A 24,601-nucleotide genomic window follows, 5' to 3' on the forward strand; every position below is an offset into this window, starting at 1 on the left:
GAGGTCTTTTGCCTGGCTTTTTCGATAATTTCCCGTCAGCTGCGGCTACTTTTCCGCCCGTGGTAAAGGTTCGACGACGGAGCACACGCGGTGGCGGGCAGTAAGAGCGAAAAAGTGTCAATGACATAGCCCCCTGCAGAGAGTGACTGCAGGGAAGGTCGATGAAAGGACATCCGTGACCGATACGGACACCACTGCCACGGCAGGCGGCCCAGAGAATCTTGCGGCCCTCCGAATGGCAGAACTGCGTGAAATCGCTTCCAGCAAGGGCATTCGCGGCATCTCCGCCATGCGCAAGCATGAGCTGATTGAGGCCATTAAGAATGGTGCCCCGGCTGCTGGTTCCGCTCCAGCTCGGAAATCCCGCGCGAAGAAGGCTGCGGCTGGGGCTGCGGATACCGGCTCCAAAGCGAAGGATGCCAAGGAATCGCCGTCGGAAAGCGCGGATAAGGGTTCCAGTAAGAGCGCCGACAAGAGCGACAAGGGCAACGACAAGCGAGACGACGCCAACGCGGATGGTCGCGAGGAGATGTCCCGTTCTCAGCAGCGTCGAAATCGTCGTAACCGTGCTCGTCAGCGCGAGCAGGAGAATCAGGACGATCGCAGCAACGATAGCCGCGATGATTCCGATAACGGCAACGACCGCAGTGAGCGTAACGACAATCGCAACGATCGTAATGATCGTAATGACCGCGGTGATCGCAACGACCGTAATAACCGCAACGATCGCAACAACCACGATCGAGACAACGACGATGAAGGCCGCGGCAACCGCAACAACCGCCGCGGTCGCAACAACAATCGCAATAACCATGACGATGACGGTCGTGGCAACCGTAACCGCCGCAACCGTCGCAATCGCCGCGACCGTCGCGGACGCGATAACAACGGTGGGGGACACGGCGGTCAGGACGAGATCCGCGAGGATGACGTTCTCCAGCCGGTGGCTGGCATTGTCGATGTGCTAGATAACAAGACCGCATTCGTGCGCACGTCCGGATACCTGCCGGGCTCTAACGATGTGCTGGTGTCCGCGCAAATGGTTCGTAAGTACGGCCTGCGCAAGGGCGACGCCGTCACCGGTCAGGTCCGCATGCCGCGCGAGAATGGCTCGGGCCAGGTCACTCATGGCAACGGCCGTAATCGCCGCAAGTACAACCCGCTGGTCAAGGTTGAAACCGTAAACGGCATCGATCCGGAGCAGGCAAAGCAGCGCCCGAACTTCGCTAAGCTCACTCCGCTGTACCCGAACCGCCGCCTGCGCCTGGAGACCGAGCAGAAGATTCTCACCACTCGCGTCATCGACCTGATTATGCCGATTGGTAAGGGTCAGCGTGCGCTCATCGTTTCGCCGCCGAAGGCCGGTAAGACCACGATCCTGCAGAACATTGCGAACGCTATCGCGACGAACAACCCCGAGTGCTACATGATGGTCGTGCTTGTCGACGAGCGCCCGGAGGAAGTCACCGACATGCAGCGCAGTGTCCGTGGCGAGGTTATTGCTTCTACCTTCGACCGCCCGCCGTCAGATCACACGGCAGTGGCCGAGTTGGCTATTGAGCGTGCAAAGCGTCTGGTGGAACAGGGGCAGGACGTCGTCGTACTGCTGGACTCCATTACCCGCCTTGGCCGTGCGTACAACAACTCTTCGCCGGCATCGGGACGAATCCTCTCCGGTGGTGTGGACTCCAACGCTCTGTACCCACCGAAGCGCTTCTTGGGTGCTGCCCGAAACATCGAAGAAGGCGGCAGCCTCACCATCATCGCCACTGCGATGGTGGAGACCGGTTCCGCAGGCGACACCGTCATCTTCGAGGAGTTCAAGGGCACCGGTAACGCCGAGCTGAAGCTCGACCGTAAAATCTCCGAGCGCCGCGTGTTCCCGGCAGTGGATGTCAACCCGTCGGGTACTCGTAAGGATGAGCTGCTGCTCAGCACGGAGGAGGCTCGCATTATGCACAAGCTGCGCCGCATCCTCTCCGCGCTGGAGTCGCAGGCTGCTATTGACCTGTTGATTAAGCAGTTGAAGAAGACCCGGAACAATAAGGAATTCCTGATGCAGGTGGCTTCTTCTGCACCAATGGCCGCCGACGTTGATGTGGACGACATGCTTTAGCTGGGGTTAGCCGCAAACCACAGCACCAACCAGCATTTCACCCATCACAATCTGAAGGAATATTCAATGGCTAATCAGGTTTCCGCAGTTGACGACATCCTCTCCGAATACCACGGGCTTGAGGCGCAGCTGGCAGACCCCGAGCTGCACAACGACCCGAAGGCTGCCCGTAAGGTCGGCAAGCGCTTCAATGAGTTGCAGCCGGTCATTCAGACTCACAAGAAGTTGACTGAGGTCCAGGATGACCTGGAGGCAGCTCGCGAGATGGCATACGAGGACTCCGAATTCGCAGCTGAGGCTGAGCGTCTCGCTGCCGAGGCAGAGGAGCTCGAGGAAAAGCTCGCCGACCTGCTGGCTCCGCGCGATCCGCACGACAGCGATGACATCGTTATGGAGCTCAAGTCCGGTGCCGGCGGTGAGGAGGCAGCGCTCTTCGCAGGTGAGCTCGCTCGCATGTACCAGCGCTATGCAGAAAAGCACGGCTTTACCACCGAGATTCTCGGTCTGTCCGAGTCTGATCTCGGCGGCGTGAAGGACATGACTATGTCCATCCGAGCTAAGACTCCGTCCCGTGACGGTGCGTGGAGCGTGTTCAAGTTTGAAGGTGGCGTTCACCGTGTGCAGCGCGTGCCGGTTACCGAATCTCAGGGCCGTATTCAGACTTCCGCGGCTGGTGTGCTGGTCTACCCGGAGCCCGACGAGGTCGAAGACATCCAGATTGATGAAAAGGATTTGCGCGTCGACGTCTACCGCTCCTCCGGTAAGGGCGGTCAGGGTGTTAACACCACTGACTCCGCCGTTCGCCTGACGCACCTGCCGACTGGTCTCGTTGTTACCTGTCAGAAGGAGCGCTCGCAGATTCAGAACAAGGCCCGCGCTATGCAGGTCCTGGCTGCCCGACTGCAGCAGATGAAGGAAGAGGAGATCGCCGAGGCCGCCTCTGACCAGCGTAAGTCTCAGGTACGCAACATGGATCGCTCCGAGCGCATCCGCACTTACAACTTCCCTGAGAACCGCGTTTCCGATCACCGCATCGGTTACAAGGCTCACAACCTGGACTCGGTGCTGGGCGGCGACATGGATGACCTGCTCAAGGCCCTCCACGACGCGGAGCGCGCTGAGCGTCTTGAAGCCGAATAGTCCCACGCCCGCAGAAAATAGCTCGCCGACGTTACCGGATTCCGTCCGTACTCTCGGCGAGCTGTTTCGCTATGCGCGTCGCACGCTTGACGACGCGGCGCTGGCTTCTCCGGATGCCGACGCACGGGCGCTATTTGCAGCCGCAGTCGATGCGGGATCGGCAGACATTATCTTCCGCGGAGACGAACCGTACACCGATGAGGACGGTCGCAAGTATCTGGCCGAGATACTGGCCCGCAGAGTGGCTCGTGAGCCACTGCAGCACATCCTCGGTACGGCGCCGATGATGAGCCTGGAACTACAGGTCGGGCCCGGTGTTTTTGTACCCCGGCCGGAGACGGAACTGCTTGCGCAGTGGGCGATAGACCGAGCCCGTGAACTGGTCGCAAGTGGCGTCGTCAAGCCGAAAATCGTTGACTTGTGTACTGGATCCGGTGCGGTGGCGTTGGCGATTGCCGATGCCGTACCCGAAGCGGACGTGGTGGCTGTGGAGCTCTCTGAGCAGGCACGGGCGTGGGCTGCGAAGAATATCGAGACGTACGGCGATGGGCGTGTGCGTCTGATTGCTGGCGATGTCACGGATGTTCAGCTGATTGATGATGGCGCTGAGCTCGCCGAATGGGTAGGCGAGACCGACATTGTTGTGTCCAACCCTCCATATGTGCCCGAAGACACCGAAGTTGACCCCGAAGTGAGAGCTGATCCGCACTCTGCGGTCTTCGGTGGCGACGATGGGTTAGATGTCATTCGACCTATGATGAACCTAGTGGATGCGCTGGTGCGGCCGGGTGGAGTCATCGGCATCGAGCACGATGACTCTTCAGGAGACGATGTCAGTTCACTGCTGAAGGACACCTGGCATTACGCTGATGTAGAGGTCCATCGGGACTTTGCGGACCGTGATCGTTTTACGGTGGGGCGCAAAATTGATCTTAAAAGCAAACTTTGAAGCAGGAGCAAAAATCTGATGAGCAGGATTATGGACTGCAGCACAGATGAAAACCGTGAACGCGCAATTGCAGCAGCAGTAGATGCTGTGAAGGCAGGACGGCTGGTCGTTATGCCTACCGATACTGTCTACGGCCTTGGCTGCGATGCCTTTGATAACCAGGCCGTTGCCTCCTTGCTGCGTGCCAAGCACCGCGGCCCGGATATGCCGGTACCGGTGCTGGTGGGTTCCTGGAACACGATTGAGGGGCTCGTCCGCGAATACTCACCAGCGGCTCGCACGCTGGTGGAGGCTTTCTGGCCGGGCGGACTATCGCTGGTTGTGAACCAGGCGCCGAGCTTGCCGTGGAACCTCGGTGATACTGCGGGTACGGTCATGCTGCGCATGCCGCTGCACCCAATCGCCATCGAGATTCTGCGCCGAACCGGCCCGATGGCGGTATCCAGTGCGAACATCTCTGGCCAGGCACCGGCCACCAATGCCGTGCGGGCCAAGCAGATGCTCGGTGGGGAAGCAGCTGTCTACGTCGACGGTGGTGAAGCCACGATCGGCACCCCATCGACGATTGTCGATATCTCGACTCCAGTGCCGCGGATTCTGCGCGAAGGCGCTGTGTCAGCAGCAGCGGTTGCCGAGGTTTTGAGTACGACACCCGAGCGGCTGCTGGGGCAGTAGTCTTGGCTACCTAAGGTCTTTCTTGTTTAGTATCTGCAGCGATTGTGTGGGTGAGTAGTACCTAGTGGCGGACATGAGCTTATTGGCAGCCCAGTCGGGTGGGGCAGGTGTGCCCATCCGCGAGCTCGCCATGCTTGTTTTAGTTTCCGCTGCTGTCAGCTATTTGCTCTCTGGAGTCGTGCGCTATGTGCTGGTTCGCTCGGGCTGGTTGGATGCGCCCCGCACGCGCGATGTCCACGATATTCCGAAGCCCAGGCTCGGAGGCGTGGCGATGTACTCCGGGGTGGTCGCAGCTATCGCCCTTGCCTCGGTGATGCCGGCTCTCACCCGTGGTTTTCCCCCCATGACTCCAGATATGAGGGCGGTTGTGGCGGCCGCGTCGCTCCTGCTAATCGTCGGTATTTGGGATGACCTCTTTGACTTAGATGCCCTTACGAAGTTGGTGGGCCAGGTCGCGGCGGCCCTTTTGATGTCATTTATGGGAGTCAATTGGTATCTGCTCTATATCCCTTTCAGTGGTGGCGCCACGCTCATTCTCGACCCAATCATGTCCACAGTCTTGACTGTCCTATTTACTGTGGCATTGATTAACGCCTTCAACTTTGTTGACGGCATCGATGGTCTCGCAGCTGGACTCGGCATGATTGCGGCAGCTGCAATCCTTGTCTATTCGATGGTTATGCTCCATGACCAAGGTGGCACCGTCTCTGCCTACCCACCCGCGATGATTTCCGCGTGTCTCCTTGGCGCTTGCCTGGGCTTCTTGCCGCACAACTTCGAGCCCGCACGCATTTTCATGGGCGATTCTGGCGCTATGATGATCGGCTTGCTGCTCGCAGCGGCATCGGTGTCGGCGTCGGGACGCATCGCGCCCTCCATGTACGGCACCGCTGACGTCATCGCTCTGATCTCGCCGGTTGTGGTCGTCATCGCAGCAATTAGCGTGCCAATGCTCGACTTGCTGCTTGCTGTTGTTCGTCGCGTCAGCCAGGGCAAGTCTCCCTTCTCACCCGACAAAATGCATATTCACCACCGCCTCCTGTCGATGGGGCACAGTCATCGCCGCGTGGTGCTAGTGCTTTACCTATGGGTGTCGGTCGTCGCGTACGCCGCCGTTGCCACTACCATTTTCCCCTTCGAATTTGTCGCTCTCACCTTCGGGGTCCTGCTTATCATCGCGGTTGTCTTCACTCTCCGCCGTCGCAATGCGCTTACCGACGACCGTTCAAGGGGAGCGCGTCCCAGAAGTGGAAGTGGGGTCCGGCAGGCTTTAAGACGTCGACGTGGACGCAGAAGGTACAATCTTCGACCGTGACTGAAAAAACAACTCCGGAGCCCGAGTCTAAATACGACGATTCGCGGCGACCGCTGCTGGCTGCTGCTCGCTCGGGTGCAATCGCGCTTGCTGTGATTACCGTGCTTTCGCTGCTGGTCTGGGGTGGCAAAAACGGTATGCCCGGTGTCTGGGGCGTACTCCTTGGCGCGGGCATTAGCGGAAGCTTTGTATTGCTTACCGTTCTTGGCATCCTCTTTACTGCTCGAACTTCGCCGTCCGTCACGCTTGCCGTTGTACTGGGTGGCTGGTTGTTGAAGATTGTCGTACTAATCGGTGTCTTGGTTGTTATTAGAAATCTTGAGTTTTATGACAACATGACTTTCTTCGTCACTGTTGTACTCACGCTGATGGTGACGCTGGGTGCAGAAGTGTGGGGAATGTCGCAATCTAACCTCACTTATGTGCAACCAATGAAGGACGAATAGCTCGTTAATAACTTGTTGACCTGCTGAGAGGCTTTAATGCGCTTCTAAAACCGCAGGTAATAAGCATATTGTCGAGCTTGTGCAGAAGCTGCCACAAATAGAGGCCGAAACCCACAGCGGGGGTCGGCCTCTTTGTTGGTTTCGGGGTCGGAAACGCGGGGGTGTACCGGGTGGGGAAAATGAGTCAGAACTGTTATCCTGAGTTTCGGGTAAGACGGCCTGTAGCGAAATAACTATCATTTCCACAGGTACGGTCCCCGTGAGCGCCGTGCTGATGAGCGAATGGAATCCGCGGCGCGACACGTTAAATGACGTCCTTCGCACCGCTTGACAATAGTTCTAGCGGCCCAATCACGGGAGAGAACGCTGAGCGTTACAACACTTGCCGAGATGCGGGGTGAGTTTCACTCACCCAACTTGCAGGAGGAGTATTTCCCGGGTGAACAATTTGGCGACTTCATTTTAGGTGGCAGTGGCGACTGGTACGCCATGGATCGCCTGATGATTGTTCGTCTTTTGATGGCCGTGATCGTCGCCGTGTTCTTCGTCGTCGCAATGCGTCGTCCGAAGCTCGTGCCGACTGGTCTGCAGAACGTTGCGGAGTTGATGCTGGACTTCGTCCGCATCCACATCGCGGAGGAGATTCTGGGTAAGAAGGAGGGGCGTCGTTTCCTTCCGGTTCTGGCCACCATCTTCTTCCTTGTTATCTCGATGAATATTGCGGCTATTATCCCTGGCCTCAATATTTCGCCGAACGCCCGAATCGGTATGCCACTGGTTCTGGCCCTGTTCGCATACGTTGCCTTCATTTACGCGGGCTCGAAGAAGATGGGCTTCTTCAAGTTTGTGAAGTCGGCAGTCGTTATTCCGAACTTGCCACCGGTACTCCACCTCATCGTGGTGCCGATCGAGATTTTCTCCAACTTCGTTCTCCGCCCAGTTACGCTGACCATCCGTCTGATGGCCAACATGCTGGCGGGCCACATGGTTCTAGTCCTGCTGTTCGGTGCCACGAACTTCTTCTTCTGGCAGCTGAATGGTTGGACCGCCCTGTCCGGGTTGACCCTTGTCGCTGCGGTAGCATTCACGCTGTTCGAGATGCTGGTGATTTTCCTGCAGGCATACATCTTTGCCCTGCTGAGCGCCGTCTACATCGAACTGTCGCTGCACGCAGACGAGCACTAACCCATAACTAATGAGGCCGCACATTCGGCAACAAGGCCTCGCCAATTTAATAGCAAGACCCACTTGACCCACAAAGCCCCGGGCCTACTTAGAACAATCTTTAATCCGGGGCCATCCTTTAAGAAAGGGAACGGTTCATAATGAACGACGTCATCCTCTCCGCCCAGGACGCTGTCCAGGCTGTCGACACCAACGCTGGCCTGAAGACCATCGGTTACGGTCTGTCCACCCTGGGCCCGGGCCTCGGTATCGGTATCGTCGCCGGCAAGACCGTTGAGGGTATGGCACGCCAGCCTGAGATGGCCGGCCAGCTGCGTACCACCATGTTCCTGGGTATCGCCTTCACTGAGGCTCTCGCCCTGATCGGCCTGGTCGCAGGCTTCGTTTTCGTTTAAGTCCGGACCTCAAGCGGAGAACACGTAAACCATGACAGATTTCACCTTTTTGCTAGCAGCGGGTGACCTCCCGATGGGAGAGTCCATTAACCCGCTGCTGCCAAAGACCTATGACATCGTCTGGTCCGTTGTCCCGCTGGTAGTTATCCTGGTTCTCTTCTGGAAGCTCGTTCTTCCGAAGTTCCAGGAGGTCCTGACCGAGCGGGAGGACCGGATTGAGGGCGGCATTGAGCGCGCTGAGGCTGCGCAGGCCGAGGCGAAGGCCGCCCTGGAAAAGTACAACAGTCAGCTCGCAGAGGCCCGTACTGAAGCAGCAAAGATTCGCGACGAAGCCCGTGCACAGGGTCAGCGCATCATTGCAGACGCTACGACCAAGGCCAATGACGAGAGCGCACGAATCATCGAGTCCGGTGAAAAGCAGCTCGCTGCCCAGCGTGAGCAGGTAGTCGCAGAGCTGCGCAAGGAAATGGGCCAGAACTCCATCAATCTTGCTGAGCGCCTTCTGGGCGAGCAGCTTTCCGACGACGTTCGTAACTCGTCGACGATTGATAACTTCTTGTCCAACCTTGACACCGTGGCCCCGGCCGGAAAGTAGGCGACATGCACGCAGCAAGCCGCGAATCCCTGGCAGCCCTTAGCCAGCGACTGGACGCCGCTATCGGTGGCGACAATGTCGCTGTTGCTCAGGCTGCTCAGACTGGTTCCGAGCTTTTCGACATCGTCGAGGTCCTGGACTCCGACCGCGGCCTGCGTGTCGCTGTCGCCGACACCTCGGCGACTGCGGAACAGCGTTCCGGCCTTGTCCGGAGCCTGTTCGCGGGCAAGGTATCTGAGACGACTCTTAACCTCGTCGTGGATGCTGCCGCGCAGGTATGGTCCACCCCGCGCGAAATGCGTGAGGGTTTGGTAGAGCTGGGTCGTCGAGCCCTCCTTCGCTCTGCCGAAGGCCAGGGACAGCTTGAGACTGTTGAGTCTGAGCTGTTCCAACTGGGACACATCCTGGCTGAGCAGTCGCAGCTTGAACAGCTGCTGGCCGACAAGGCCGCAACCCCCGAAGCCAAGCGTGGGCTCCTCGCCTCTGTGCTGTACGGCAAGGTCACGTCCGTGACCGAGACCTTGGCACTGCAGGCTGTTGGTCGCCCATCCAAGCGCCCCGCGGACGACATTGACTCCCTGTCCCGGCTAGCCGCCGGCCTGCGGAACCACGTCGTCGCTCGCGTGACCAGTGCCACGGCCGTCTCTGACGAGCAAGAGCGAGCACTGGCGGACAAGCTCGGCCGAGTCTACGGCAAGGCGATGTCCATCCACACCGTGATCGATAAGTCGATTCTCGGTGGACTGGTCATCCGGGTTGGCGACGAGGTCATCGACGGTAGCCTTTCAACAAAGCTTGAGAAGCTGCGCGTCGGCCTCGGCTGACGGATGGTTTAGACGATTAATCACTGGAAGAATATTACCGAGAGCAGGAAGAACATGGCGGAGCTGACGATCTCCTCCGACGAGATCCGTAGCGCGATTGCGAACTACACCTCGAGCTACTCCCCGGAGGCCTCCCGCGAGGAGGTTGGCGTTGTTATCAGTGCAGCTGATGGTATCGCCCAGGTTTCGGGAATGCCGTCGGTCATGACGAATGAGCTGCTGGAGTTCCCGGGCGGCGTTATTGGCGTCGCTCAGAACCTCGACACTGACAAGGTCGGCGTTGTGGTGCTGGGTAACTTCGAGTCGCTTAAAGAGGGTGACGAGGTAAAGCGGACGGGTGACGTCCTTTCGATTCCGGTCGGGGACAAGTTCCTCGGTCGCGTAATTAACCCCCTGGGCCAGCCGATTGACGGCCTGGGCGACATTGAGGCTGAAGAGGACCGCGTCCTCGAGCTGCAGGCACCGACCGTGCTGCAGCGTCAGCCGGTTGAAGAGCCGATGGCTACTGGTATTAAGGCCATCGACGCAATGACCCCAATTGGTCGTGGTCAGCGTCAGCTGATCATTGGTGACCGTAAGACCGGTAAGACCGCGGTCTGCCTGGACACCATCTTGAACCAGAAGGCTAACTGGGAGTCCGGTGACCCGAGCAAGCAGGTGCGATGCATCTACGTTGCTATCGGTCAGAAGGGCTCCACCATTGCTGGTGTGCGCCAGACCCTCGAGGAGCAGGGCGCGCTCGAGTACACCACCATCGTTGCTGCCCCGGCGTCGGATGCCGCAGGCTTCAAGTGGCTTGCACCATTCGCAGGCGCCGCCCTGGGTCAGCACTGGATGTACCAGGGCAAGCACGTCCTGGTCATCTACGATGATCTGACTAAGCAGGCAGAGGCATACCGTGCCATCTCGCTGCTGCTGCGTCGCCCGCCGGGACGCGAAGCTTACCCGGGTGACGTCTTCTACCTCCACTCCCGTCTGCTGGAGCGTGCTGCAAAGCTCTCCGACGACATGGGTGCAGGCTCGCTGACCGCACTGCCGATTATCGAGACCAAGGCAAACGACGTGTCGGCCTTCATTCCGACCAACGTTATTTCCATTACCGACGGCCAGGTCTTCCTCGAGTCCGACCTGTTCAACCAGGGTGTCCGCCCGGCTATTAACGTCGGTGTGTCGGTTTCCCGTGTCGGTGGTGCCGCACAGACCAAGGGCATGAAGAAGGTTTCCGGTAACCTGCGTCTGGATCTCGCGTCCTACCGCGACCTGGAAGCATTCGCAATGTTCGCTTCCGACCTGGACGATGCCTCCAAGCGTCAGCTGGAGCGCGGTCAGCGTCTGGTCGAGCTGCTGAAGCAGAAGGAAAACCACCCGCAGCCGGTCGAGTACCAGATGACTTCCATCTACCTCGCTGGTGAGGGCGAATTCGACGATGTCCCGGTTGAGGATGTCCGTCGCTTCGAGGCCGAGCTGCTTGAGCACCTGCAGGACACGCAACCTGCAGTCTTCGAGCAGATTGACGGCGGCGTTGCCTTGTCCGACGAGTCCAAGGCTGCTCTGAAGTCCGCAACCGCTAACTTCAAGAAGTCGTTCCAGACTTCTGAGGGCGCACCGCTGGCTTCCGAGACTCCGGTCGAGGCACTTGACGAGGGCGAGCTCAAGAAGCAGCAGATTACGGTCTCCCGCAAGACTGCCCAGAACTAGGCAGGTTGAGCTACTCAATGACCGTTTTCGCAATTGAAGGGAGGGAATAGGACATGGCGAATCTTCGTGAACTTCGAGCCCGAATCAAGTCGGTGAACTCGACCAAGAAGATCACCAAGGCCCAGGAGCTTATCGCAACCTCGCGCATTACCAAGGCGCAGCGTCGCGTGGCAGACTCCCAGCCGTACGCCGACGAAATCGAGAAGGTCATCGGACGTCTCGCATCGGCTTCGTCGTTGGATCACCCGATGCTCGTAGAGCGTGAGGGTAACCAGCGTGTTGCTGTCCTGGTTGTCACCAGTGACCGCGGCATGTGTGGCGGCTACAACCACAACGTCCTGAAGAAGGCTGCGGAGCTACGTACCGCTCTGGAAGAGCAGGGGCATGAGGTCGTTCTCTACGTGACTGGCCGTAAGGGCACTGACTACTACGACTTCCGTGGTGTCGAGCTCGCCGGTACGTGGGAGGGCTTCTCCCAGGATCCGGACTACGCCGCAACCCACGACGTGCGTCGTCACCTCATTGACGGTTTCAGCGCTACGGCCGAGGGCACTGCCAAGTACCGCGAAGGCCTGCGTGGCACCAACGGCGAGGCTGTTCAGGGCTTTGACCAGGTCCACGTTGTCTACACGGAATTCGTGTCCATGCTTTCTCAGATCCCGCGTGCACACAAGATGCTCCCAATTGAGCCTGTGTACGAGGACGTCGAGATTGCTCAGGGCGAGGACATGCTGTCCGATGGATCAGATGACCTCAAGCCGGACTATGAATTCGAGCCTGATGCAGACACCCTGTTGGCAGAGCTTCTGCCGCAGTACGTGTCCCGCACCCTGTTCGCAGTGATGCTCGAGGCCGCTGCCTCTGAGTCCGCTGCCCGTCGTAACGCTATGAAGTCTGCGACGGACAACGCTACCGAGCTGGTCAAGGACCTCTCGCGTGTTGCTAACCAGGCACGTCAGGCACAGATTACCCAGGAAATCACAGAAATCGTCGGTGGCGCCGGTGCGCTCGACGACAGCGGAGAAAGTGACTAGATATGAGCACAGCTCTAAGTGAGCAGAACACCACCACGGCTGTGGGCCGTGTTGTGCGTGTCATCGGTGCCGTCGTCGACGTGGAGTTCCCGCGTAACGAACTGCCGGCACTTTACAACGCGCTGACCGTGGAAGTTACCCTTCCTTCGGTCGCCAAGACCATTGTCCTCGAGACTGCACAGCACCTCGGTGACAACATGGTTCGTACCATTGCTATGGCTCCGACCGACGGCCTGGTCCGCGGTGCAGAGGTCAAGGACACCGGTAAGCCGATTTCGGTTCCGGTTGGTGACGTCGTCAAGGGGCACGTCTTTAACGCAATGGGCGACTGCCTGGATGAGCCGGGTCTGGGTCGCGATGGTGAGCAGTGGGGCATCCACCGTGAGCCGCCGGCCTTCGACCAGCTCGAGGGCAAGACCGAGATTCTGGAAACCGGTATTAAGGTCATCGACCTGCTGACCCCGTACGTTAAGGGCGGCAAGATTGGTCTGTTCGGTGGTGCCGGTGTCGGTAAGACCGTTTTGATCCAGGAGATGATTACTCGTATTGCACGCGAGTTCTCCGGTACTTCGGTCTTCGCCGGTGTTGGTGAGCGTACCCGTGAGGGCACCGACCTCTTCCTGGAAATGGAAGAGATGGGCGTTCTCCAGGACACCGCCCTCGTCTTCGGCCAGATGGACGAGCCTCCGGGAGTCCGTATGCGCGTCGCGCTGTCGGGTCTGACCATGGCGGAGTACTTCCGCGATGTTCAGCACCAGGACGTGCTGCTCTTCATTGACAACATCTTCCGTTTCACCCAGGCCGGTTCTGAGGTTTCGACCCTGCTGGGTCGTATGCCTTCCGCCGTGGGTTACCAGCCGACCCTGGCTGACGAGATGGGTGTTCTGCAGGAGCGCATTACGTCCACCAAGGGCCGTTCGATTACCTCTCTGCAGGCCGTCTACGTGCCTGCCGATGACTACACCGACCCGGCTCCGGCAACGACCTTCGCCCACCTTGATGCAACCACCGAGCTCGATCGCTCGATTGCATCGAAGGGTATTTACCCGGCAGTGAACCCGCTGACTTCGACTTCTCGTATCCTCGAGCCGTCGATCGTCGGCGAGGAGCACTACCGCGTTGCTCAGCAGGTTATTAACATCCTGCAGAAGAACAAGGAACTCCAGGACATCATCGCCATCCTCGGTATGGATGAGCTGTCTGAGGAGGACAAGGTGACCGTGCAGCGTGCACGTCGTATCCAGCGATTCTTGGGTCAGAACTTCTTCGTTGCTGAGAAGTTCACGGGTCTGCCTGGTTCGTACGTCCCGCTGAAGGACACCATTGTTGCCTTCGACCGCATCTGCAAGGGCGACTTCGACAACTACCCGGAGATGGCCTTCGACGGCCTGGGTGGCCTCGACGATGTCGAGAAGAAGTACGCTGAAATGCAGAAGAAGTAAGGGGCATCCTCATGGCTGAAATCACCGCTGAACTGGTTGCCGTTGAGCGACCGCTCTGGAAGGGCAAGGCCACTTTGGTCTCTGCTCAGACCACCGAGGGTGAGATCGGCGTGCTGCCCGGACACCAGCCGTTGCTTGGCCAGCTGGTCAACAACGGTACGGTGACCATCAAGACCGCAGACGGCAAGGTTCTTGTCGCTTCGGTACAGGGTGGGTTCATTTCCGTGTCTACCTCGAAGGTTTCGATCCTCGCGGATAAGGCAATCTGGGCTGACGAGGTTAACCTCTCCGAGGCCGAGTCCAACCTGACTTCGGATGACCCTGCAGTAAAGGCACAGGCTGAGTCGGAGGTCCGCGCGGCTCGTCGCGCTTCCACCAACTAGTCTGTTCGCCTGAACATCCGGTCGCACGACCGTATTCTTCCTGCTTCTTTAAACGGGGCGGGGAGCTGGCAAGATTTCTCTTGCCAGCTCCCCGCCCCGTTTTTTTCTTAGTTATTTTTCATGTCATCGCAACAATCGGGTAGGGTTTGTAAAAAGCCTCTAATGCGCTTTTGAACCAAGGTTCGTTGTCTATTCACCCGGATGCGAGGCTGGCAGATAGTGTTTTCAAGCGTAACCATGATGTCAATCATGTTCATGATTATCGGTGCGATGTTGATCGTCGGCGGGGCGCTTGCCCTGTGGCGTTTCGCCAGCCTGCATGCAAAAGGTACTCCTGTTATTGCTCGTCGTCTTCCTGCCGGTGATGGCAGTCATTGGCGCCATGGGGTCATAGTTTATTCAGAGTCGACGTTGAAGATGTACAAGCTACGTTCGCTGCGTCCTGGCTGTGATGCCGAATTTGCCCGTCACGATGTCTCTATTGTGGATCGACGAGATCCGACTGACCTCGAGGCGGGCTTTTTCGCGCCCGGACTTCGGGTAGTCAGGATTAAGACGGGGAAAAATACCGAATGGGAGTTTGCCGTGGACTCGTCCTCGGACACCGCGCTGGTGGCGTGGGTGGAGTCGAAGCCGTCGTCACGCCAGACTCGTGAGTTTCCTACAGACATTGAGCGACGTTTCCGTTCGGCTTATAACCGTGGCCGGGGAAGTCAGTACTAGGCTCTGACGGCAGACTATTACTAAGGCTCTAGTGGGTATTGTTTTCTCCCGCGTGGCAGTCACGTTAGGGTAGGGGAATGCGCCTTGTGATTGCTGAATGCACCGTTGACTATGTCGGTCGCTTGAATGCCCATTTGCCTCATGCCCCGCGCTTGCTGTTGGTGAAAGCAGATGGGTCAGTTTCTGTGCATGCCGACGACCGTGCATATAAGCCCCTGAACTGGATGACACCGCCGTGCACGCTGACGGAGAAGGATATTCTCGACGAGTCGGGTGAAGATACCGGTGAAAAGCTTTGGGTCGTTGAGAACAAGAAGGGCGAGCAGCTTCGTATCACCATCGCCAAGGTGCTGGCTGATAGCACCTACGAACTGGGAGAGGACCCTGGCCTGGAGAAGGACGGGGTAGAAGCGCATCTACAGGAGCTGCTTGCAGATCAATTCACAACGTTTGGCGAGGGCTACACCCTGATTAGGCGCGAATACCCAACCCCAATCGGGCCGGTGGATCTGCTTGGCCGCGATGAAAACGGCGCCACTGTTGCAGTAGAGGTTAAGCGTCGGGGCGGTATCGATGGTGTTGAGCAGTTAACCCGTTACTTGGAGATGCTGAACCGCGATGAGCTGCTGGCACCGGTGGAGGGGATTTTTGCTGCCCAGGAGATTAAGCCACAGGCGAAAACTCTGGCAGAGGATCGTGGGATTCGCTGTGTGACCGTGGATTACGACGCCCTGCGTGGCCTGGAGTCCAACGAATTGCGGTTGTTCTAGCCATGCCTAGGCGAAACCACAAGCGGCGCGGCAATCAACGAGGTAATCAACACGGCGGGCGTAATAACCACGGCCAGAATCGCGGCAGCCTGCCCGCATTTGGCAGTTCTTTTCAAAACACCCGCACTGAATCCGGGCCTGCCGGTTGGCAGGACGTGGACTTTGCGGTGCGTAACATCAGCGCTGGCCAGTCGAACAAGGTTTATCGCTGTCCGGGGTGCGACCAGGAAATCATGCCCGGGACCTCGCACATCGTGGCATGGCCGCAGGATTATGGTGCAGGCGCCGATGACCGGCGCCATTGGCACACCTACTGCTGGCGCAATAGAGCTCACCGCACTATCACGCGCCGCTGGGGATAGATTTACTTAGCCGGCTCAACGAGTTCCAGCAGGACGCCACCGGCATCCTTCGGGTGGATGAAGTTGATGCGCGAACCTGCGGTACCGATCTTCGGCTCCGGGTACAGCACGCGGGTTCCCTGCTCCTTCAGGTGCGCCATCAGCGCCTCCAGGTCAGTCACGCGAACTGCGTACTGCTGAATTCCTGGCCCCTTCTTGTCCAAGTACTTTGCAATCGTGGACTGGTCATTCAGCGGCGCGAGAATCTGAACGAGAGTGCCACCTTCAACCTTGTCGGACGGGCCGACCATGGCCTCGTGGACACCCTGCTCTTCATTGACTTCGTCGTGGTAGTTGATGAAACCAAGGTTTGCGCGGTACCACTCAATAGCGGCATCAAAATCCGGGACTGCGACACCGACGTGATCAACAGCGACTACGTACTTATGGGGAACGGGAATCTGTGTCTCACTCATAGTTCCCAGAGTACTCGCTATTATCGGCGCCATGATTGTCGCATTTTCTGTTGCCCCCACTTTCTCCGATCCTGAGCAAGGAATGGCTGAGGCCGTTGCTGAAGCCGTGCGTGTTGTGCGCGAATCTGGCCTGCCTAACGAAACCAATGCCATGTTCACCCTCGTCGAAGGCGAGTGGGATGAGGTGATGGACGTGATTAAGCGGGCCACGGAGGCAGTCAGTCGTGTCAGTCCGCGCACTTCTCTGGTGATCAAGGCGGACATTCGCAACGGATACACCGGGCAGCTGCGTGCGAAAGTCGATGCGGTGGAGGATGCGCTAAAAGCCACCGACTAGTTTTTTGTACGGCTTGGGCACGTAGGCTCTATATAGGTTTTACATAGGCTTTACGACGACACTGGAGAGGAACCCTTTTACGATGCCAGCTGGACATGGTCACGCACATGGCCATTCTCATGGTCACTCGCATGGAGCACACGGTCACCACGAGTGCTCGACCCCGCCATCACCGCCCGGCACGGTTGATTTGGAGAAGCTCCACCAGCGTGCCGAAGCTGAACGTAAGCGCCGAGAGGAAATCGAACGGGCAACTAGCGATCAGGGAGACGGGCTTCCTCCTATGGTTGAGATCTCCCCGCAGAACCTTGAGGCAGAAGTCGTTCTGCGCTCAGAGCAGGTACCGGTGATTGTTTTGATCGGCATGGCTGGAGCACCTGATTCGCTGCGTCTACGAGCTGAGTTAGAAGGCATGGCTCGTGAGGCCAATTTGAACTGGATTCTGGCGTGGGCAGATGCTCAGGAACATCCGCAGCTGGCCCAGGCATTCGGTGTGCAGGCAGTGCCGACGGTCACGGCTGTGGCTATGGGCAGTCCCATTGGCATGTTTGTGGGCGAGAAAACCAGGGATTGGCTGGAGCAGTGGCTGGCGCAGGTTATGGAGGCCACTCGGGGCCGTCTCAAGGGGTTGCCGGCGGGAACTCGTATGGCTGGGGAGGGCAGCGGACCGGAGGCTCCGGAGCCTACTGACTTCTTCGGCAATCCCGTACCCACCGATGACCCGCGTTTGGAGCAGGCCGAAGAGTTGCTCGAGGAGGGCAATTTCGACGGAGCGTTGGAGCTGTATGACGCCATGCTGCAGTCCGAGCCCGCAAACCAGGGGCTGAAGCGCGCTCACGCGAATGTCTCCTTCTTCGCCCGCGCCGCCAGAATTGATCGCAGCGCAGACCCAATCGCAAAAGCCGACGCAGCGCCGAAGGACGTCGCGCTCGCCCTTGATGCCGCGGATGTCACGATGCTTGTCGACGACCCAGCGAAGGCGCTCGATCGTTTGTTGAAGTTGCTCCCGCAGGTGTTCGGTGATGACCGCGAGGCCATCAGGTCGCGTCTACTAGAGCTGCTTGTGCTTTTCGACACCGCAGATCCTGTGGCACTGGATGCGCGCCGGCGGATGGCAAGCGCACTGTACTAAGCGCACTGCACTAAGCGCACTGCACTAGGAGCCTGGAAAGCGCGCAGGCTCCTAGCTAGAAGCGTCGGTGTACGGCCAGTCATCCGGAGCCATGAAGTAGTACACGCTGCCCATTACAGCGGCCATAAACGCCATCAGCAACAAGAAAAGTGTTGCTTTCATCGCCACATGGCGCTGCGCATACCAGGCGTAAAACGCATCCAGTTTCGATGCCAGCCAGATGTTCAGCCGCCGTGTCGGCGGGTGTACTAACGACAGAATTCCCAGTGCAACAAAGATGCAGAGCCAGCCGGGGGCAGGAGTTGGCAGAATGATAATGCCAACTATGAGTAGTGCGAAGCCTACGACGAGAAGAACCGGGGAGAGTACCGGCCCATACCAGGTGTTGCGCATATGGGCATGGCGAATCTGCATGCGGTCCATCAAGCGATGTACCTTCTCCTCCATTGCGATTCACTTCCTCCGATTTTCGGTGCAGTGTAGTGCTTCTAGCAGCAGCCTCAAACGAGGTACCGTTTACACATTAAGCATCAAATGTGCAGCTCAACTGTCTGTGTGCACCTTAGGACATTGACTCTTTTAATCATGTCTATATTTAATCCATTGTCACACAAAAGCTGAGCCTCAGTGCAACGAAGTCTGTTGGAAGGTGGTAACCTTCCAACAGTTCATAGTGGTTTATGGCAGTTACCACTGCCTTTCATTCCTGTTCACCTAAGGTAGTCCATACTGCGCTAGGTGCCTTTGGTCTTCAGCTTTGTGCAGCCAGGAGTTTTGCATGCGACTTCGCCCCAGTGTCCTTCGCGCTACTTCCGCCTCGGTCATTGCTGTGTTTGCGGCCTCGACTCTGTTGGCGGGATGCACCATCGATGGCTCAAACACCACTGGTTCCAAGACCGCTACTGCTGCCGCAAAGCCCAAAGCCCCAGATAATGGTTGGGATGTTTCCGAGGAAGTCGTCTGGTCTGATGCCCAGGACGTCCTCGATACTGCGGCTACGAATTTCTCCGACAACTATGGCATTGAATTGGGCGCCTATTTGCGCGTCATTGACGGTCCATACAAGGGGCTCACGGCGTCGGTAGGCGCGGATACGAAGGAGTACTCCGCATCGACTATTAAGGCTCCGTTGGTGGTTACTGCACTGAAGAAGTTCGGCGATGACCTAGACAAGACGGTGACGGTCGATTGGGACAATGGTGTTGGCGGAAGCGTGATTGGTCCTGGCCAACACACGCTCGACGGGCTGTTGCAGTACGTGATGCGGTATTCGGACAACACCGCGGCGAATGGGTTGATTGACGCTGTCGGTGGTTTCGACGAGGTCAACAAAACCATCAAGGAAGCCGGTGTTGACGACAAGCTTTACCACCTGGGCAACAAATTCAACATCCCCAATCCCAGCGGTGATCGGTCCTGGTTTACTCCCTCTCAAGCTGCGCTGTTCATGGCACGTCTCCAGGAAGTGGCCGATGGCACCTCAAAGCACAACTTCATTACCAAGGACACGGCGCAAACTGCATTGACCTACCTCACTTACGGTGGTTCGCAGAAGTTTGTGATGTACGTCGGCTCCGCGGTCCAGAAGACCGGTGACACTGCCGAGGGCGTTAATGACCACGGTATTTTGTACACCGCAGCCGGACCCATCGCTTACGCCATTACGACGCGCTTTGATGGGGTGCCGCTCAATGAGCTTACCGACGGCCTGCTCGGCCAGCTGGGTTCCCAAATCGCCCCACTTCTGCCGGATTACAATCGCCTCGGTAAGGATGGCAAGCCTCTGAGTGCTAAGCAGGCTGCGACGTGGAGCGCAGATGAGGATGGCGACGGTATTCCGGATCGTATCGGAACCGACAGTATGGATGGATCCGCGTACACCGATGATTCAGATTCTGCGAATTACAACGAATCTTTGGAACCTGACTGGTTCAATCCGTTCCGAGGCTAGGACCTGGATACGCTCCTGAAAAACAAAAATGCCCGTGAAGCAGGTTTTCAGACCGAAACTCAGGTCACTGAAAACCGTGTAACACGGGCAATTCCTATTTGATTGTCTTCTGTTTGGCTGGAATCGAGACTAGCCCTGCCACTTCAGCCAAACGGCGGTGTTGGCCGGCAGCACCAAATCAATCGAGTGAGCCTGGCCGTTCCAGCCGTGCTCGACCGCGGTCACAGTACCGTTTTCACCGTAGCCGGAGCCCTCGTAACGCGATGCGTTTGTGTTTAGAGTTTCTGTCCATTGGCCGCCACGTGGCACGCCAATCTTGTAGATTTCCTGCGTAGTTCCGGACAGATTATAGACACAGGCGACTACCGATCCATCGGTGCCGTAGCGGACAAAGGACACAACATTGTTTGTGGAATCATCCGCGTTAATCCACTGGAAGCCCTCTGGGCGGTCATCCTGGGTGTAGAACGCCGGGTTTTCCTTGTAGATGGCGTTGATGTCCTTAACCAGCAGCTGAATGCCGCGGTGGAATTCGCCGCCCCAACCTTCGAGGTTGTCCCAGGCCACGGACTCATCGTGGTTCCACTCGTGGTTTTGGCCAAGATCCTGACCCTGGAATAGTAGTTGTTTGCCCGGGTGCGCCCACATGAAAGTCAGGAAAGTACGTAGGCCTGCGGCCTTGTCCCAGTCGCCACCCGGCATGCGTTCCCACAGCGAGCCCTTGCCGTGCACGACCTCGTCGTGGCTAATCGGCAGAATGAACTCTTCCGAGTAGGCGTAGACCATAGCGAAGGTGAGCTCATGGTGGTGGTAGGAGCGGTAAATCGGCTCCTTGCTGAAATACTCCAGCGTGTCATTCATCCAGCCCATGTTCCACTTCATAGAAAAGCCCAAGCCACCGTGCTCGGTAGGTGCGGTCACCCCCGGCCAAGAAGTGGATTCTTCGGCCACGGTGAGGAAACCCGGGTTGTGCTTGTGGACAGTGGCGTTGAATTCCTGCAGGAACTGAACAGCATCGAGGTTTTCACGGCCGCCGTACTGGTTCGGTAGCCACTCGCCCTCATTGCGGGAGTAGTCCAGGTACAGCATGGAAGCCACTGCGTCGACGCGCAGGCCATCGATGTGGAACTCTTCCGCCCAGTACAGCGCGTTGGCATAGAGGAAGTTGCGCACCTCGTTGCGGCCAAAGTCGAAAACGTAGGTACCCCAGTCGCGCTGCTCGCCGCGGCGCCAGTCCGGGTGCTCGTAGCAAGCCGTGCCATCGAAGCGGGCAAGTGCGAACTCGTCCTTCGGGAAGTGCCCCGGAACCCAGTCCATGATGACACCGATGCCAGCGGCGTGGAAGGCATCAACCAGACCGCGGAACTGATCTGGGGTGCCGAAGCGGCTGGTCGGAGCGTAATAGCCGGAAACCTGATACCCCCAGGAACCGGTGAACGGGTGCTCGCATACTGGCATGAATTCCACATGGGTATAGCCCATGTCGACCACGTAGCGCACCAGCTTCTCTGCCATAACTTCGTAGCTCAGGCCCTGCTTCCAGGAACCCAAGTGGACCTCGTAGATAGAGATGGGCTCTTCGGTCCAGTCTGTGTTGGCGCGCTTTTCCATCCAAGCTTGGTCGCCCCAGGTGTAGTCGGAGGCCGCAACAATCGACCCGGTAGCCGGTGGGAGCTCAGCAGCACGCGCCATCGGGTCGGCCTTATCGCGGCGCTGACCCTCTGGCGTCGTGATGGCGAACTTGTATACATCGCCCTCACCCACACCCGGGATGAACAGTTCCCAGATACCTGCGCCACCCATAGAGCGCATTGGGTACTGCGCGCCGTTCCACATACAGAAGTCACCGACCACGGCGACGCCACGTGCGTTCGGAGCCCAGACCGTAAACGAGGTGCCTTCGACTGTACCCAGCTCTGTGTCGTAACTGCGAAGGTGCGCACCGAGAACCTTCCACAGTTCCTCATGACGTCCTTCGCCGATTAGGTGCAGGTCACCAGCGCCAATAGTGGGGAGGAAACGGTAGCCGTCGGCACGCTCTACGGTCTCGCCGGAGTCCCACGTAATGCGCAGGCGGTAGTCGAAGTCATCGCCGCCTGGGACGAGGGCGGTGAAGAAACCGTCGCCCAGGTTCTCCGCTTCAAACTCGCCGCGAGTGCTGACGACAGTAACTGCCTGAGCGCCGAAGACCCTAGTGCGAATAACCGTGTCACCGTCCACGACGTGTGCGCCGTAGATGCTGTGCGGATCGTGATGGGTGCAGTAGCGCAGGCGATCCATATCGCCGGAATCAATTGCGAGGCGGGGATCTGTGTGGGCTCCCATGGAAGGTCCTTCCGAAGCGTTTCTAGGTAGGTGAATGTGAAGTTGTTGAGTTCAGTTCTAAAGAAATAGAGGGAGGTAGGGGACAGTGGGCTGCTAACTCACCCGCCAGCCTAACGACGAATCGTTGCGACAGTGGCCAGGTCCGCAGCCCACTAACCCCGAAAGTTCCCAGCCGGCGTCCTAGCCCTCGTAGTCGGGGACTTCGCGCCAAGCCAACTTGTGGCGGAGCTTGACATCGATTTCCGGCAGCTTGATGATGTGCGCGACGTTTTCCCACGGTGCCAGGCGGACGTAGTTGTCCTTGCCCCAGTTGAACTGGTTGCCGGTAATCAGGTCAGTGACATCCATGCGGTCGTGGTTGCGGAGCCCAATGCGATCCATGTCGAGGTGCACGGTAGCTTCCTGGGCGTTCCATGGATCGAGGTTGAGAACAACGAGGATGGCATCGCCGGTGACCGGGTCGAGCTTCGAGTAAGCCAGCAGGTTGTCATTGTCGATGTCGTGGAAGTGCAGGTTGCGCAGCTGCTGCAGAGCCGGATGCTCCCGGCGAATCTTGTTCAACGTGGCAATGAACGGTTCCAGCGAGTTGCCGGTGGCCAGTGCCTGGTCGTAATCGCGGCTGCGGAGCTGGTACTTCTCGCTGTCGAGGTACTCCTCGGAGCCCTCCTTGACCGGGACATTTTCAAACAGTTCGTAGCCGGAGTACATGCCCCACAGTGGAGATAGGGTTGAAGCGAGCGCGGCGCGGATGGCGAAGGCGCCACGGCCGCCCTTGACCAGGAAGTCATGCAGAATATCTGGGGTATTAACCCATAGGGATGGGCGAGCGATGTCCGCATGGCGGGTAATTTCCTCGCCGAATTCCGTCAGCTCTTCCTTCGTAGTCTTCCACGGGAAGTAGATGTAGGACTGAGTGAAGCCAGCCTTGGCCAGGCCGTAGAGGCGGGCTGGGGCAGTGAAGGCCTCCGCGAGGAAGATGACCTCCGGATTGGTTTCGTGAACGGTTTCAATCAGCCATTCCCAGAAGTTGCCCGGCTTGGTGTGGGGGTTATCCACGCGGAAGACCTTGACTCCACGCTTGACCCAAAACTTCACTACACGCAGAACCTCTGCGTACAGGCCCTTGGCATCGTTGTCGAAGTTCAGCGGGTAGATGTCCTGGTACTTCTTCGGCGGATTCTCGGCGTAGGCAATGGTGCCGTCCGGCAGGACGGTGAACCACTCCGGGTGAGCCTTAGCCCACGGGTGGTCCGGTGCACACTGGAGCGCTAGGTCGATAGCGACCTCTAGGTCGCGCTCCTTAGCAGCCTTGATGAACTCCTTGAAGTCCTTTTCGTCACCGAGGCTCGGGTGGATGGCGTCGTGGCCACCTTCTGCGGAGCCGATAGCCCACGGAGATCCGACATCGCTCGGTTCCGGGGTAAGGGTGTTGTTGCGACCCTTGCGGTTGATTTCACCGATTGGATGAATCGGCGGCAGATACACCGTGTCGAAGCCCATGCGCTGTGCGCGATCAAGCTGTGCAACCGCAGTCTTGAATGTGCCGTGCAGCAGCTCGCCATTTTCGCCGTAGCCACCGTTAGAACGGGGGAAGAACTCATACCAAGAGGAGTACAGGGCTTCGCGGCGGTCAACCTTGATCTTGCGGGTCTTTCCGCGGGTTAAAAGGTCGCGCACCGGGTGCGCCTGCAAAATGGCGCGGGTCTCGTCGGAAAGCGCGGCTGCAATGCGGGCGCGAAGATCGCCGTCGCCGCGCAGACCTGCGGCGATGGAGCGTAGATGGTTGCGGTGGATAGCAGCGGCACCAGCGGCGGCGCGGTCGAAGAGAGCGGCGCCAATTTCTAGATCATTAGCGAGTTCAGCTTCGCTCTGACCGGCCTCGAACTTCTTGGTAATAGCGTTGCGCCACGTTGCCATCGGGTCGGACCAGGCATCAATGCGAATGGTCCACAGCCCGGGAACGTCTGGGACGAAGGTGGCGTTGACCTGATTTGGATCATGGTCAGAAAAGTGCATTGGAATGCGCTGTGAGCGGGAAGCAAAAGCTGATTCCTTTGGCCCCTTGACGTTGAGCGTGGCGTTCATCGCGTCGTGGCCTTCTCGCCAAATGACGGCGAAGGTTGGGACGACCTCACCCACTACGGCCTTCGATGGTGTTGCACCACCGTTGATTTGAGGACGGATGTCATCAATACCGATTCGACCAGTCATAAAAGACGTTCTCCTAATTGTCGGCGAGCTAGGTGAAAATCGAAGCAAAAACCATCTCGAGTGAACTCGATTTGCTCTCTACCGAGGATAGATGAGAATGTCCAAGCGCACATTTGGGCAAAGTTAGGGCACCATGGA

Annotated in this window: 24 protein-coding genes; 20 read left to right on the forward strand and 4 right to left on the reverse strand. The window is 58.2% G+C overall.

Going from position 1 to position 24,601, the window contains the following annotated elements:
* Positions 1-175: 175 nt before the first annotated feature.
* The 17 genes from rho to HMPREF2787_RS10850 all read left to right on the forward strand — a co-directional run bounded on the left by rho (position 176) and on the right by HMPREF2787_RS10850 (position 16,052).
* A complete protein-coding gene (gene rho, locus HMPREF2787_RS03910) occupies positions 176-2,116 on the forward strand; it encodes a transcription termination factor Rho (RefSeq protein WP_070858446.1) in 1,941 nt (646 codons plus the stop codon).
* A 66-nt stretch (positions 2,117-2,182) separates the two neighbouring features.
* Positions 2,183-3,256: a peptide chain release factor 1 gene (gene prfA / locus HMPREF2787_RS03915; protein WP_005509382.1), complete on the forward strand. Its 1,074-nt coding sequence runs from the start codon at positions 2,183-2,185 to the stop codon at positions 3,254-3,256.
* Complete coding sequence (prmC, locus tag HMPREF2787_RS03920) at positions 3,243-4,205, forward strand: peptide chain release factor N(5)-glutamine methyltransferase (protein WP_070858447.1); 963 nt, start codon at positions 3,243-3,245, stop codon at positions 4,203-4,205. The genes prfA and prmC overlap by 14 nt, the downstream gene beginning before the upstream one ends.
* An 18-nt stretch (positions 4,206-4,223) precedes the next feature.
* Positions 4,224-4,880 (forward strand): L-threonylcarbamoyladenylate synthase, encoded by a 657-nt coding sequence (locus HMPREF2787_RS03925; RefSeq protein WP_005509411.1) that lies wholly within the window; start codon positions 4,224-4,226, stop codon positions 4,878-4,880.
* Positions 4,881-4,962: 82 nt separating this feature from the next.
* On the forward strand, positions 4,963-6,195 hold the full coding sequence (locus HMPREF2787_RS03930) for a glycosyltransferase family 4 protein (protein WP_246824192.1): 1,233 nt from the start codon (positions 4,963-4,965) through the stop codon (positions 6,193-6,195).
* A complete protein-coding gene (locus HMPREF2787_RS03935; protein ID WP_005509564.1) occupies positions 6,192-6,641 on the forward strand; it encodes a Cg1360 family ATP-synthase-associated protein in 450 nt (149 codons plus the stop codon). The genes HMPREF2787_RS03930 and HMPREF2787_RS03935 overlap by 4 nt, the downstream gene beginning before the upstream one ends.
* Before the next feature lie 390 nt (positions 6,642-7,031).
* On the forward strand, positions 7,032-7,826 hold the full coding sequence (gene atpB, locus HMPREF2787_RS03940; RefSeq protein WP_016422455.1) for a F0F1 ATP synthase subunit A: 795 nt from the start codon (positions 7,032-7,034) through the stop codon (positions 7,824-7,826).
* 140 nt (positions 7,827-7,966) lie between these two features.
* Positions 7,967-8,221, forward strand: a complete 255-nt coding sequence (locus HMPREF2787_RS03945) for an ATP synthase F0 subunit C (RefSeq protein ID WP_005509463.1) — start codon at positions 7,967-7,969, stop codon at positions 8,219-8,221.
* Between the two features lie 31 nt (positions 8,222-8,252).
* The gene (locus tag HMPREF2787_RS03950) at positions 8,253-8,816 is read left to right on the forward strand and encodes a F0F1 ATP synthase subunit B (protein WP_005509352.1); all 564 of its coding nucleotides are present in this window, start codon (positions 8,253-8,255) and stop codon (positions 8,814-8,816) included.
* 5 nt (positions 8,817-8,821) lie between these two features.
* The gene (locus HMPREF2787_RS03955) at positions 8,822-9,640 is read left to right on the forward strand and encodes a F0F1 ATP synthase subunit delta (protein WP_048735245.1); all 819 of its coding nucleotides are present in this window, start codon (positions 8,822-8,824) and stop codon (positions 9,638-9,640) included.
* A gap of 54 nt (positions 9,641-9,694) precedes the next feature.
* Positions 9,695-11,338 (forward strand): F0F1 ATP synthase subunit alpha, encoded by a 1,644-nt coding sequence (gene atpA, locus HMPREF2787_RS03960; RefSeq protein WP_070858449.1) that lies wholly within the window; start codon positions 9,695-9,697, stop codon positions 11,336-11,338.
* Between the two features lie 53 nt (positions 11,339-11,391).
* The gene (locus HMPREF2787_RS03965; RefSeq protein ID WP_070858450.1) at positions 11,392-12,372 is read left to right on the forward strand and encodes a F0F1 ATP synthase subunit gamma; all 981 of its coding nucleotides are present in this window, start codon (positions 11,392-11,394) and stop codon (positions 12,370-12,372) included.
* Between the two features lie 2 nt (positions 12,373-12,374).
* Positions 12,375-13,814: a F0F1 ATP synthase subunit beta gene (gene atpD, locus HMPREF2787_RS03970; protein WP_005509621.1), complete on the forward strand. Its 1,440-nt coding sequence runs from the start codon at positions 12,375-12,377 to the stop codon at positions 13,812-13,814.
* Positions 13,815-13,825: 11 nt separating this feature from the next.
* The gene (locus HMPREF2787_RS03975; RefSeq protein WP_016422459.1) at positions 13,826-14,197 is read left to right on the forward strand and encodes a F0F1 ATP synthase subunit epsilon; all 372 of its coding nucleotides are present in this window, start codon (positions 13,826-13,828) and stop codon (positions 14,195-14,197) included.
* 219 nt (positions 14,198-14,416) lie between these two features.
* Complete coding sequence (locus HMPREF2787_RS03980) at positions 14,417-14,920, forward strand: DUF2550 domain-containing protein (RefSeq protein ID WP_070858488.1); 504 nt, start codon at positions 14,417-14,419, stop codon at positions 14,918-14,920.
* A gap of 77 nt (positions 14,921-14,997) precedes the next feature.
* On the forward strand, positions 14,998-15,690 hold the full coding sequence (nucS, locus tag HMPREF2787_RS03985; protein WP_070858451.1) for an endonuclease NucS: 693 nt from the start codon (positions 14,998-15,000) through the stop codon (positions 15,688-15,690).
* Between the two features lie 2 nt (positions 15,691-15,692).
* Positions 15,693-16,052 carry a hypothetical protein gene (locus HMPREF2787_RS10850; protein WP_083326653.1) on the forward strand — a complete coding sequence of 120 codons (360 nt, stop codon included), beginning with the start codon at positions 15,693-15,695 and terminating at the stop codon, positions 16,050-16,052.
* Positions 16,053-16,054: 2 nt separating this feature from the next.
* Here HMPREF2787_RS10850 and mce read toward each other — a convergent pair whose 3' ends face one another.
* On the reverse strand, positions 16,055-16,507 hold the full coding sequence (mce, locus tag HMPREF2787_RS03990) for a methylmalonyl-CoA epimerase (protein WP_070858452.1): 453 nt from the start codon (positions 16,505-16,507) through the stop codon (positions 16,055-16,057).
* Between the two features lie 31 nt (positions 16,508-16,538).
* On the opposite strand from mce, the gene HMPREF2787_RS03995 reads away from it, so the two are divergent.
* Both HMPREF2787_RS03995 and HMPREF2787_RS04000 read left to right on the forward strand, forming a co-directional pair.
* A complete protein-coding gene (locus HMPREF2787_RS03995) occupies positions 16,539-16,844 on the forward strand; it encodes a thiamine-binding protein (RefSeq protein WP_049172056.1) in 306 nt (101 codons plus the stop codon).
* 82 nt (positions 16,845-16,926) lie between these two features.
* Entirely contained in the window at positions 16,927-17,976 is a 1,050-nt protein-coding gene (locus tag HMPREF2787_RS04000; protein WP_070858453.1) for a co-chaperone YbbN, read from the forward strand.
* A gap of 51 nt (positions 17,977-18,027) precedes the next feature.
* Here HMPREF2787_RS04000 and HMPREF2787_RS04005 read toward each other — a convergent pair whose 3' ends face one another.
* Positions 18,028-18,423, reverse strand: coding sequence for a TIGR02611 family protein (locus tag HMPREF2787_RS04005; RefSeq protein ID WP_070858454.1), 396 nt, complete (start codon positions 18,421-18,423; stop codon positions 18,028-18,030).
* 331 nt (positions 18,424-18,754) lie between these two features.
* Between HMPREF2787_RS04005 and HMPREF2787_RS04010 the strand changes: the two genes are divergently transcribed.
* Positions 18,755-19,927, forward strand: coding sequence for a serine hydrolase (locus HMPREF2787_RS04010; protein ID WP_070858455.1), 1,173 nt, complete (start codon positions 18,755-18,757; stop codon positions 19,925-19,927).
* A 129-nt stretch (positions 19,928-20,056) separates the two neighbouring features.
* Here the strand turns inward: HMPREF2787_RS04010 and glgB are convergent, their stop codons facing one another.
* Positions 20,057-22,252 (reverse strand): 1,4-alpha-glucan branching protein GlgB, encoded by a 2,196-nt coding sequence (gene glgB / locus HMPREF2787_RS04015; RefSeq protein WP_070858456.1) that lies wholly within the window; start codon positions 22,250-22,252, stop codon positions 20,057-20,059.
* A gap of 180 nt (positions 22,253-22,432) precedes the next feature.
* Positions 22,433-24,463: an alpha-1,4-glucan--maltose-1-phosphate maltosyltransferase gene (locus HMPREF2787_RS04020; protein WP_070858457.1), complete on the reverse strand. Its 2,031-nt coding sequence runs from the start codon at positions 24,461-24,463 to the stop codon at positions 22,433-22,435.
* Positions 24,464-24,601 lie beyond the last annotated feature (138 nt).

This window comes from Corynebacterium sp. HMSC061H03, assembly GCF_001838215.1.
Taxonomy (GTDB): Bacteria; Actinomycetota; Actinomycetes; order Mycobacteriales; family Mycobacteriaceae; genus Corynebacterium; species Corynebacterium jeikeium_D.

Coding starts and splice junctions, on each gene's coding strand:
- HMPREF2787_RS04005 (WP_070858454.1), bottom strand. CDS start 18,423: ATGGAGGAGAAGGTACATCGCTTGATGGACCGCATGCAGATTCGCCAT.
- HMPREF2787_RS04010 (WP_070858455.1), top strand. CDS start 18,755: ATGCGACTTCGCCCCAGTGTCCTTCGCGCTACTTCCGCCTCGGTCATT.
- HMPREF2787_RS03995 (WP_049172056.1), top strand. CDS start 16,539: ATGATTGTCGCATTTTCTGTTGCCCCCACTTTCTCCGATCCTGAGCAA.
- atpA (WP_070858449.1), top strand. CDS start 9,695: ATGGCGGAGCTGACGATCTCCTCCGACGAGATCCGTAGCGCGATTGCG.
- HMPREF2787_RS10850 (WP_083326653.1), top strand. CDS start 15,693: ATGCCTAGGCGAAACCACAAGCGGCGCGGCAATCAACGAGGTAATCAA.
- HMPREF2787_RS04000 (WP_070858453.1), top strand. CDS start 16,927: ATGCCAGCTGGACATGGTCACGCACATGGCCATTCTCATGGTCACTCG.
- glgB (WP_070858456.1), bottom strand. CDS start 22,252: ATGGGAGCCCACACAGATCCCCGCCTCGCAATTGATTCCGGCGATATG.
- atpB (WP_016422455.1), top strand. CDS start 7,032: ATGCGGGGTGAGTTTCACTCACCCAACTTGCAGGAGGAGTATTTCCCG.
- HMPREF2787_RS03955 (WP_048735245.1), top strand. CDS start 8,822: ATGCACGCAGCAAGCCGCGAATCCCTGGCAGCCCTTAGCCAGCGACTG.
- atpD (WP_005509621.1), top strand. CDS start 12,375: ATGAGCACAGCTCTAAGTGAGCAGAACACCACCACGGCTGTGGGCCGT.
- HMPREF2787_RS03945 (WP_005509463.1), top strand. CDS start 7,967: ATGAACGACGTCATCCTCTCCGCCCAGGACGCTGTCCAGGCTGTCGAC.
- HMPREF2787_RS04020 (WP_070858457.1), bottom strand. CDS start 24,463: ATGACTGGTCGAATCGGTATTGATGACATCCGTCCTCAAATCAACGGT.
- HMPREF2787_RS03925 (WP_005509411.1), top strand. CDS start 4,224: ATGAGCAGGATTATGGACTGCAGCACAGATGAAAACCGTGAACGCGCA.
- HMPREF2787_RS03950 (WP_005509352.1), top strand. CDS start 8,253: ATGACAGATTTCACCTTTTTGCTAGCAGCGGGTGACCTCCCGATGGGA.
- mce (WP_070858452.1), bottom strand. CDS start 16,507: ATGAGTGAGACACAGATTCCCGTTCCCCATAAGTACGTAGTCGCTGTT.
- HMPREF2787_RS03965 (WP_070858450.1), top strand. CDS start 11,392: ATGGCGAATCTTCGTGAACTTCGAGCCCGAATCAAGTCGGTGAACTCG.
- nucS (WP_070858451.1), top strand. CDS start 14,998: ATGCGCCTTGTGATTGCTGAATGCACCGTTGACTATGTCGGTCGCTTG.
- HMPREF2787_RS03975 (WP_016422459.1), top strand. CDS start 13,826: ATGGCTGAAATCACCGCTGAACTGGTTGCCGTTGAGCGACCGCTCTGG.
- prfA (WP_005509382.1), top strand. CDS start 2,183: ATGGCTAATCAGGTTTCCGCAGTTGACGACATCCTCTCCGAATACCAC.